We start from the raw sequence: 8,893 nt of genomic DNA, 5'->3' as shown, positions 1-8,893 counted from the left end.
GGAGCTGCCCGTACGAGCGGTACGGGCGACCCGGCCGGGGCAGGTGCGCGCGGTCGAGGCGGAGCCCGTACGCGAATCCGTACCCGTACCCGTACCCGAACTGCCCGCGCCCGTAAGCGAATCCGCGCCCGCGCCCGTAAGCGAATCCGCGCCCGCGCCCGTACGCGAGCCCGAGCCCGCGCCCGTACCCCCGCCCGTGGCCGACGATTCGCGGGGGCGCTTCCCGGTGCTCCAGAAGCCGTCGCGCGCGGGAAGGGCCCCGTGGCGGCTGCCGCAACTGCCGTCCCCCACCGCGATCGCCGCCGACGAGGCGGTTCTCGGCGGGCTCGAAGTCCGGGCGGCGTCCGTCGTCGGGCCGGGCCATCGCGGGCGCGGTGTGGCCCGGCAGGACGCGTACCGCATCGGGCAGGACAGCGCGGGCCGTTACCTGCTCGTCGCCGTCGCCGACGGCATGTCGGACAGCAAGCACTCCGACGTCGGCGCGAACGTCGCGGCGGCCGCGCTCGTGAGCGCGTTGCGCGAAGCCCTCGACAGAGGCGTCGAGTTGGAACGGCTACCCGCCAGGGAGATCTTCCTGGCGGCGGCGGGCCAGATGTACGGGGCCGCGGAACAGCGGGGATGGACGGCCGACGACGTACGCGCCGTCGCCGTGGTGGCGGTCGTACCCGCCCTGCCCGACAGCAGGGGCCGGCGCAGGTGCTGGCTCGGCGCTGTGGCCGATGTGAGCGCGTGGCGCCTCAGCCACGACCGGTGGGAGCAGCTCATCGGGGAGGAGAAGGGCGGCTTCGACGCGAGCACGGTCGAGCACTTCCTGCCGCATGACCTGGACCATGTGGACTACGGGGTAACGGAGTTGGGGCCCGGCGAGGTCCTCGCCGTCACCACGGACGGTGTCTCGGACGCCTTCGCCCTCGGGCCCGGGGCACAGCGCTGGTTCGCCGAGCGCTGGCGGCGCCCGCCGAGGATCGGCTCCTTCCTGCTGGATGTCGGCTTCGAGCAGGCGCAGATGCAGGACGACCGTACGGCGGTGGTCGTCTGGTGCGCCGACGCGCACGAGGGAGGGGAGCGGTGAACCGTACGTGGTCGGACAGCCCGTTCCGTCCCGTGGTGGGACCGGAGGAGGTCCCGGCGGGACGGATACTCTCCGAGGGCGACGGCGAGTCGAGGCAGGTCCACGAGATCGACGGCCATCCCGGGTGGCTCGCCAAGCTCTACCGGAGCCCCCTGTCGGACGCCTCGGCCGCCACCCTCCAGAAGCTCGTCTACCTGCCCACCGTGATGTCGCTGCCGGACCAGGACGTCGTGGACTCCCGTATCTCCTGGCCGGTCGCCCGGATCATCGAGGGCGGGCAGGTGCTGGGCGTCGTCATGGCCAAGGCACCCGCCCGCTTCTTCGCCCGGCTGAAGCAGTTCAGCGGCGGTTACGGCGACGAGGCACCGCTGCTGCTCGACTGGCTGGTGACCACCGACGAGGCCTGCGCCAAACGCGGCATCCGGCCCGCGGCGCCCGAGGTCAGACAGCGCGCGATGCGTGAACTCCTCGCCGTGGGCGCGCTGTTCGCCCGCCACGGCATCGTCTACGCGGACTGGTCGTACGGCAACGCCTTCTGGGAGCAGGGCACCGGGGCCGCCTTCGTCATCGACATGGACACCTGCGGCATCGGGAGCCGGGCGTGGATCGAGTCGCACGGCTGGGAGGATCCGCTGTTCCCGGAGAGCCGGCGGCGGCCGCTCACCCTGTACAGCGACCGGTACAAGCTGGCGGTGCTCACCGTGCGCTGTCTGACCGGCGAACGACAGGACCCGCTGGCCGCGCACCGGACCCTGGTGGGGCTGACGGGGGAGACCCCGCTGTCCGAGCTGCTCGGGCGGGCGCTCACGGCACGCCGGCCGGAGGACCGGCCGGCGCCGCACGAGCTGTACGCGGCGCTCGGCGGGGCGGCGGGTCCGGGTGATCCCGGTGTGGCGGAGAGCACTGCGCCCGGCAATGTCGTGGGTACGGTCAAGGTCGGCCGGGTCTCCGCGGGGACACCGACGGCGGCCACTCCCACCCCCGCCCCCGCTTCTCCGGAAGTCGCCCCGGCGCCGGGCAATGTGACCGGCAGTGTGAACCTACGCGGCCGCGTCCGTCCGCCCGCTCCCACGGTCGTCCCGCACGCCGTGCAGCCGCCCCTGCCGCCCATCCCCGTACCGACGCCGCCGGCGTCTCCCGCACCGCCCGCACCGCCCGTCTCGTCCGTGCCACCGACGCCGACGCCGACGCCGACGCCGACGCCGACGCCGACGCCGCAGCCGTCCGTACCGGCCCCGGCCCCCGTCCCGAGGCGTCGCAAGCGCCGGCCGGTCCTCCGCACCGTCCTGCTCGTCCTGGTCCTCTACCTGATCGCCCACTTCGCTCTCGGCTGGCTGTAGTGGACAGCCGTTCCCAGGAGGAAACGTGAACCCGAACCCGACCCCGAACCCGGACGGGGAGTCCGTGGACCGCTACAAGACGAAGGGGCTGCCCGCCTACCTGGTGCTGGACACCTCGTACTCCATGAGCACGTTCGAGCAGCTCCTCAACGCCACACTGCTGCACATCTACGACACTCTCTTCGTCAGCCCCCAGACGTCCGAGTTCATCCATCTGTCGGTCATCTCGTTCAACACCCAGGCGCACGTGGTCACTCCGATGACCGACATCGAGGACCTCCAGAGCCTGCCGACCGTCGTCTGCGCGGGGGCCACGAACTTCGTCCCGATGTTCGAGCTGGTCCGGGGGCAGATAGACAGCGACGTCCGGGCGCTGTCCGACGCCGGGGTCGAGGTGCTGCGGCCGGTCGTGTTCCTGCTGACCGACGGGGCCCCCACCGACAAGCCCGCCGGGGCGTGGCAGGAGGGCCTGAAGCTGCTGCACGACCGCTCGTGGAAGCCGTATCCCAACATCATCAGCTACGGTTTCGGCTCCGCCGGCGAGCAGGTGCTCAGCCGGATCTCCACCGTGGCCGCCTACTTGGCGGAGGGCGACGCGGCGGCCACCGGCGCGGCGCTGTCGGAGGCGCTCGCCAGCCTCCTCAACTCGCTTGTGGCCTCGGCGAAGGCACGGCAGTTGCAGGTACCCGAGGAGGTCAAGGGATACAAGTCGATCCCGCTCGAACACGTGAACTGACGCACGATCCAGGCGTGTTGGGGCCCGACTGCCGTGCCGGGACGGCCGGGCCCGGCCGGCTCAGGACGCCCAGGCCTCCCGGCTCGTGGTCACCGTGGCCCCGGTGCGCGCCGACTCCTCGATCGCCAGGCTGATCAGGTGGTCCTGACAGGCCTCGGCGAGCGGGTACGGCTCCGGTCCCTCGCCGCGCGTCCAGGCGCCCGTACGGCACAGCAGGTCGACCACGGCGAGGTCGTCCTCGGAGAGGTTCGCGCCGACGAACTCGTTGCGGTACACGACCCGTCCGTCGAAGCTGATGTGGTGCAGCTCGCGACCCTCCAGGTTGAGGTCGGTGCCGGTTCTGCGGCGGACGAGCGGTGACTCCACGGGACTGCGCGGATCGGCCATCCGTACGACGACATCGTCGACGATCTCGCCCAGCGAGCCGCGCACGACCATGCGCCGGCCGCGCAGCGGGTTCCACCACTGGTTGTCGGTGAAGTCGTAGACCGCCGTGCGCCCGCCGCCGAAGTCCAGCAGCGCGAGGGTCGTCACCGCGTCCTTGGGGGTGAGGTCGTCCGTCCAGCCGTCCCTGGACAGCGGATCGGCCAGCGGGGCGGTGGAGGCGCGCGCCGAAACCGTGGCCGGCGCGAAGCCCACATCGAGGGTGTGCCGGATCAGCGACACCGCGTGGTAGAGGTGCGTGGACGACATCTGTACGGACGTCACCTCCCCGATCACCCCTTCGCGCAGCAGCGCGAGACGCGCCGCGTGCCCCGGCATCAGCGGGTACTGCTCGGCGACCTGCACCCGGGCGCCGGCCCCGGTCTCCCGCCACAGGTCCCGCAGGCCTTCGAGATCGGCGGCCGGCGGGGTCTCGGCGAGTACGGGCACCTCGCGGCGTACGAGGTCCTTCGTCACCTCGGGGGTGACGGCCCACGGTACGGAGGGGATCACGAACTCCGGGCGCTCCTGGGCCGCCAGCAGCGCGTCGACGTCGCGGTGGGCCGGCACCCCCCACTCCGCCTCGATCCGCTCGGCGCGCTCGGCGGAGCGGGTCACCACACCGGTCACGGCGAGGCGGTCGGGCAGTGCGCGGGCCAGGCGGACGAAGAACTCGGACCGCCAGCCGCTGCCGACGAGACCGAAACGTACAGGTGCCGCACTCACGTGGTTCGCTCCTCTGAAGACGTCTGCCTCATGGTGCCAGTGCCGACCCCGGTCGCGCGGCCGGTGCCGCCGGTGCCGCTGGTGGATCAGGGGCGGAAGGCGCCGCCCCCGCCGCCGGTGCCGATCCCGCGCAGCAGGGTGTCGACCACGAGCGTGGCCGCCCCGTCGATGTCGGTGCCGTCGTCGGAGTCGTCGGCGCGGTGCAGGGCCGCCTCGTGGATCAGCGCGTAATACACCCGCCTGGCCCACACCAGGTCGGTGTCGGGGTGTACGACACCGGCCTCCCGCGCCCGTACGAAGAGCCGGTGGCACTCGTCGAGCACCTCGGCGTGCACGCGCGCCACCTCGGGGTCGTCCGAGGCCGTCCCCGTGCGGCTCATCGCGAACCCCCAACTGGTCTTGACCCGCAGCACGTTGGCGGTCACCTGATAGAGGGCGACCAGCGGCGGGGCACTGGCCGGGTGGGCGCTCTCCACCGCTTCGTGGAACTGCCGGGTGGCCCACGCGGTCAGCGCGTCGACCAGCGCTTCGCGGGTCGCGAAGCGCCGGTGGACGGTCGTACGGGCAACGCCCGCCGCCTCGGCGATCTGCTCCATCGTCGCCGCCGGATGGGAGCTGAGGACTTTCTCGGCCGCCGTCAGGATCGCCATGACGGTGCGCTCGGCGTCCGCACGCAGCGGGCGGTGCGGGCTCTGCTGCCGCATCGGTGTCCTCTCCCTGGTCCTGCCCGGGAGTCTACAAGGCGCTACAGGTGCGATCCTCTTCGCTCGCTACTTGCAACACGAATGATGCAAGTTCTATGGTTCTCGCGTCGTGAAAGACTCATGTTCGATCGGGGAGCTGCAATGGATCTGCAACTGAGCGGCAAGACGGCCGTGGTGACGGGCGCCAGCCGGGGTATCGGTCTGGCCACAGTTTCGGCGCTGGTCGCCGAGGGCATGCGGGTGGTCGCCGCGGCCCGGACGCTCACTCCTGAGCTGAAGGCCACCGGAGCCAGGGGCGTGTCGGTGGACCTGTCCACGCCCGAGGGCCCCGCCCGGCTCCTGGCCCGGGCGGAGGCCGAGTTCGGCGGTCTGGATCTGCTGGTCAACAACGTCGGCGGCGGTGACGGTGGGGCGGAGCAGACCGGCGGCTTCCTCTCCTTCACGGACGAGCAGTGGGGGGCCGCTCTCGATCTCAACCTCCTCTCGGCGGTGCGTACGACCAGGGCCGCCCTGCCCCTGCTCGCCGCCGCCCGGGGGTCCGTGGTCAACGTCTCGTCCAACGGCGCCCGGATACCGCACGTGGGCCCCATCCCGTACACGACGGCCAAGGCGGCGCTCACCGCGTTCGGCAAGGCGCTGGCCCAGGAGTTGGGGCCGCTGGGCGTACGGGTCAACACGGTGTCGCCCGGCGCCGTCCGTACCGCCATGTGGGAGAGCGCCGACGGCTACGGCGCCGGCCTGGCCAGGGACATGGGGGTGGAGCAGGACCAGCTCCTCGCCCAACTTCCCGCCTCCGCGGGGATGGTGACGGGCCGGTTCGTGCTCGCCGACGAAGTGGCCGCGCTGATCGCCCAGCTCGCCTCGCCGCTCGCCGGCAGCACCACCGGCGCCGACCACATCGTGGACGGAGGAGCGATCAAGACAGTCTGACCGGATGCCGGGTCACGCGTCCGGCACCCGGCCCGTACCGGATCGGGGGATACCTGAAACTCGGCGCGGTGGAGTTTGCCGTGTTGTGGTGAAGGGCCGCTCCTTCGATCGTTCGCGTGTTCGGTGCTCGTACTGTGCTTCGTGAATATGCCAACAGGTCGGCCCGGGCGAGGGACGTACCGGATTTCCTCCGGCAAGCCGGAGGTTTGAAACGACACGAAAGCAGGAGGGGGCAGAAGATCCCCCCGAGTGTCTCCCGGGAGCGGCGATTCCGCTTGTCGCCATGAGTCTCCCGGAGGGTCGTTCCGCCGGTCCCGTTCACCCTCGACGACGCGGGCCGGAGATCAACGCCCGGCAGGTCGACGGGCGTTGGGACGGGCTCGGCGCCGGCCGCGCCGAATTCCGCGCGGACAGAGATTGAGGCGCGCCGGACATTCGTCGAAGTGCCTTATGGTCCCGCTTCGTCGACCCGCCTCCGGGGAAAGGGAGAATCCCCCGAGGCGACAAGAGAATTCCGCGCAACAGCCCGGCGGGGGATTCCACCGCCGGACCGCACTCCGGCAAGAGAGGGTCTTTCTCCGCCGATAGTGAGGCAATTCTGCCGGAGTCCGGCCGGGGCCGGGGACAAAACGCGGACGCACTTCCAAACAGTCGCGGACAAGGGACGCGGCGTCGGCGTCCGCCGGGTCGCCGGGCCCTCCGTACCGCCGACGCGATCGCGCCACAGGCGCTCCCACCGGACTGGCGGCCTGGGCGTATCTCGGCCACATTTGGCCCCAACACCCCTGCCACGTAAGGAACTTGTAGCGTGCATCCGACCCCCGCCCCACCAGTGTCAGGTGGGGTGGGCATCGTTGTCCACGCCTCCGGCGCGAGGTGGACTCAGGCGTCCGGATCCCGCACGGTCCCTCGTCCGGTACTTGGTCACATTCCGGACGTTCCGATCATGGGTGAAGGGGTGGCGAGGAGTGAACAGTGAGGTAGGTCTCGGCGCGTTCGTGAGGGTAGATCGTCCGGTTCACCCTGAATGCGCGGACGTAGTCGCCAACCCACTCCGTGTGAGTAGATCAACTCCCGTAAACTGACGGCGCTTTAGATGTGGCACCACCGAGACATGACAGCGTTTGATGGCGGAAAGCACCAACGCCGACCTACGGCCCCCTGTCTTCAATGGAGTTCTGATGAACCTGATCACCTGTTATCGACAGCAGGCCCGGACCGGCGGTCGCGCCGGGGACCCGCTTCTCTTCAGGTGCTGACGGCACTCCCGGTGTGAGTCGAGCGACGGCGGTCCCTTGTGGGGATCGCACAGCTCGCGCTGCCCCGGGTCCGGCGCTCGCCGGGCCGTTCTCAGGCCGCTGAACTGCCTCCGTGATGCCCCTTCTCGGCCCTTCACGGGGCTTTCACACAACATTTACGACCACGCTTCCCCCGCATCACTCCCAAGTCCGCCAGCCCTCCGGCGGACCGGTGCCCACCCCCGTACGCGCGGGCGGGCACCGGGCCGATTCCGGAGGCTCGACCCCCGACCCCTAGGACCCCTCTTCCGTGACCTCAGAACCCGCCCTCGCGCTCGGCGTCATCGCTGTCCTGATAGCCGTCGTCGCGCTGCTGCTGGCGCGCTCGCGCCGTAAACAAGCTCGGCGGGCCAGAGAACTGGCCGCCGCAGTCAAGACCGCCGACACCCGCGCACAGGCCGCAACGGCGCTCGCGCACTCCGCCGAGGAGCGCAGGCAGGCCGCCGAGGCCCGTACCAAGGACGCCGAGACACGCGACGCGGAGTTCCGCGACGAAGTGCGGCACCTCGTATCGGCACGGCTTCCCGCCCTCGCGCTGCACCTGATCAGTGCTCACCACCCCATCCCGGGGCTGCTCCACGAGAACCTGGTCGGGTCCGGCGCCGAGGAGCTTCTCGACTCGGTGCTCGACCACGTGTCGGCCACGGTCGTCAAGGAGCGCCGCCGGGTGGACGCGGCAGCGCGGGCCGCCCTGCGCGGTACCAGCCAGGACTCGCAGGCCCTGTCGTACCGTCTCCAGACGGAGATCGACGCCCTCCAGCACGAGTTCAGCGCGCCCCGGAGTCTGACGAACCGGCTGCTCGCCGCCGACCACCTCAATGAGCAGAACCTGCGGCTCATCCAGCGTGCGGCCATCGTGTGCGGTGCCTGGCCGGGACACGTCCGCAAGGACACCTATGTGGCCGAGATCGTCAGTGGCGCCTCGTCCCGACTGCGCGGCTTCGACCGCGTCAAGATCAGCTCAAGGCTCCGCTCCTCCAACATCGCTGTGGTGGGACGCGCGGCCGAGCCGATCGCCGTGGCCTGTGCCGAGCTGATGGCCAACGCGCTCGAGCACTCCCGCGACGACCTCGTGGTCGACGTGAGCCTGCTCCAGACCGGTAACGGCAGCGTCTGCATCACCATCGACGACGCCGGCAAGGGAATGACCGCGGAAGCGATTTCCCGCGGCGCGCGGCTGATCTCGGCCGACCAGCAAGAGGTGATGCTCACCGAGCTGGGGGACCCGCCGTCCCAGGGCTTCGCAGCCATCGGAAGCCTCGTCGCCGACTACGGCTTCCATGTCTCGATCGACAATCCCTCTCCCTATGGTGGGGTGCGCGCTGTGGTGTCTGTTCCCCCGAACCTGCTGACCACGATCGACGAGGAGGCCGAACCCCTCTCGGCCATGGCCCCGCTGCCCGCGGTGGCTCCCCAGGTCGACAAGCGACCCGCGCCGGCCGAGTCGGCCGAGCCGCCCACCCGTACCCCCGTACCGACCGCCGCCGCGGCCGCGCCGGAACTGCCGCAGCGCCAGCGTCGCAGCTCAGCGACCTCCAGTGCAGAGGCCTCCGCACCCGCTCACCGTCTCCCCGACCCGGAGCGGGAGCGTGACATGTGGAGCGATTTCCAGGAAGGCCTTGCCAGCGGTCAGACCGACACCGATTCGGAGGAATCACAGTGAC

Annotated in this window: 7 protein-coding genes; 5 read left to right on the top strand and 2 right to left on the bottom strand. The window is 70.9% G+C overall.

Annotated features, from left to right (window positions below):
• The 3 genes from QR77_RS49965 to QR77_RS09495 all read left to right on the top strand — a co-directional run.
• The coding region (locus QR77_RS49965; RefSeq protein ID WP_078876572.1) for a protein phosphatase 2C domain-containing protein at positions 1–1,072 on the top strand (1,072 nt) is incomplete at its 5' end.
• Positions 1,069–2,412, top strand: a complete 1,344-nt coding sequence (locus QR77_RS09500; protein WP_040020940.1) for a hypothetical protein — start codon at positions 1,069–1,071, stop codon at positions 2,410–2,412. The genes QR77_RS49965 and QR77_RS09500, both read left to right, overlap by 4 nt.
• Before the next feature lie 25 nt (positions 2,413–2,437).
• Positions 2,438–3,148 carry a VWA domain-containing protein gene (locus QR77_RS09495; RefSeq protein WP_052488633.1) on the top strand — a complete coding sequence of 237 codons (711 nt, stop codon included), beginning with the start codon at positions 2,438–2,440 and terminating at the stop codon, positions 3,146–3,148.
• A gap of 60 nt (positions 3,149–3,208) precedes the next feature.
• Here the strand turns inward: QR77_RS09495 and QR77_RS09490 are convergent, their stop codons facing one another.
• Together QR77_RS09490 and QR77_RS09485 are read right to left on the bottom strand one after the other, a co-directional pair.
• On the bottom strand, positions 3,209–4,297 hold the full coding sequence (locus QR77_RS09490) for a Gfo/Idh/MocA family oxidoreductase (protein ID WP_040020939.1): 1,089 nt from the start codon (positions 4,295–4,297) through the stop codon (positions 3,209–3,211).
• Positions 4,298–4,383: 86 nt separating this feature from the next.
• A complete protein-coding gene (locus tag QR77_RS09485) occupies positions 4,384–5,001 on the bottom strand; it encodes a TetR/AcrR family transcriptional regulator (protein ID WP_040020938.1) in 618 nt (205 codons plus the stop codon).
• Positions 5,002–5,142: 141 nt separating this feature from the next.
• Between QR77_RS09485 and QR77_RS09480 the strand changes: the two genes are divergently transcribed.
• On the top strand, positions 5,143–5,931 hold the full coding sequence (locus tag QR77_RS09480; protein ID WP_040020937.1) for an SDR family NAD(P)-dependent oxidoreductase: 789 nt from the start codon (positions 5,143–5,145) through the stop codon (positions 5,929–5,931).
• A gap of 1,548 nt (positions 5,932–7,479) precedes the next feature.
• Positions 7,480–8,892 carry an ATP-binding protein gene (locus tag QR77_RS09475; RefSeq protein WP_052488632.1) on the top strand — a complete coding sequence of 471 codons (1,413 nt, stop codon included), beginning with the start codon at positions 7,480–7,482 and terminating at the stop codon, positions 8,890–8,892.
• Position 8,893 lies beyond the last annotated feature (1 nt).

Origin of the sequence: Streptomyces sp. 150FB (genome assembly GCF_000818195.1) — a bacterium.
GTDB lineage: Bacteria > Actinomycetota > Actinomycetes > Streptomycetales > Streptomycetaceae > Streptomyces.
This window is presented reverse-complemented; position numbering and strand designations above follow the sequence as displayed.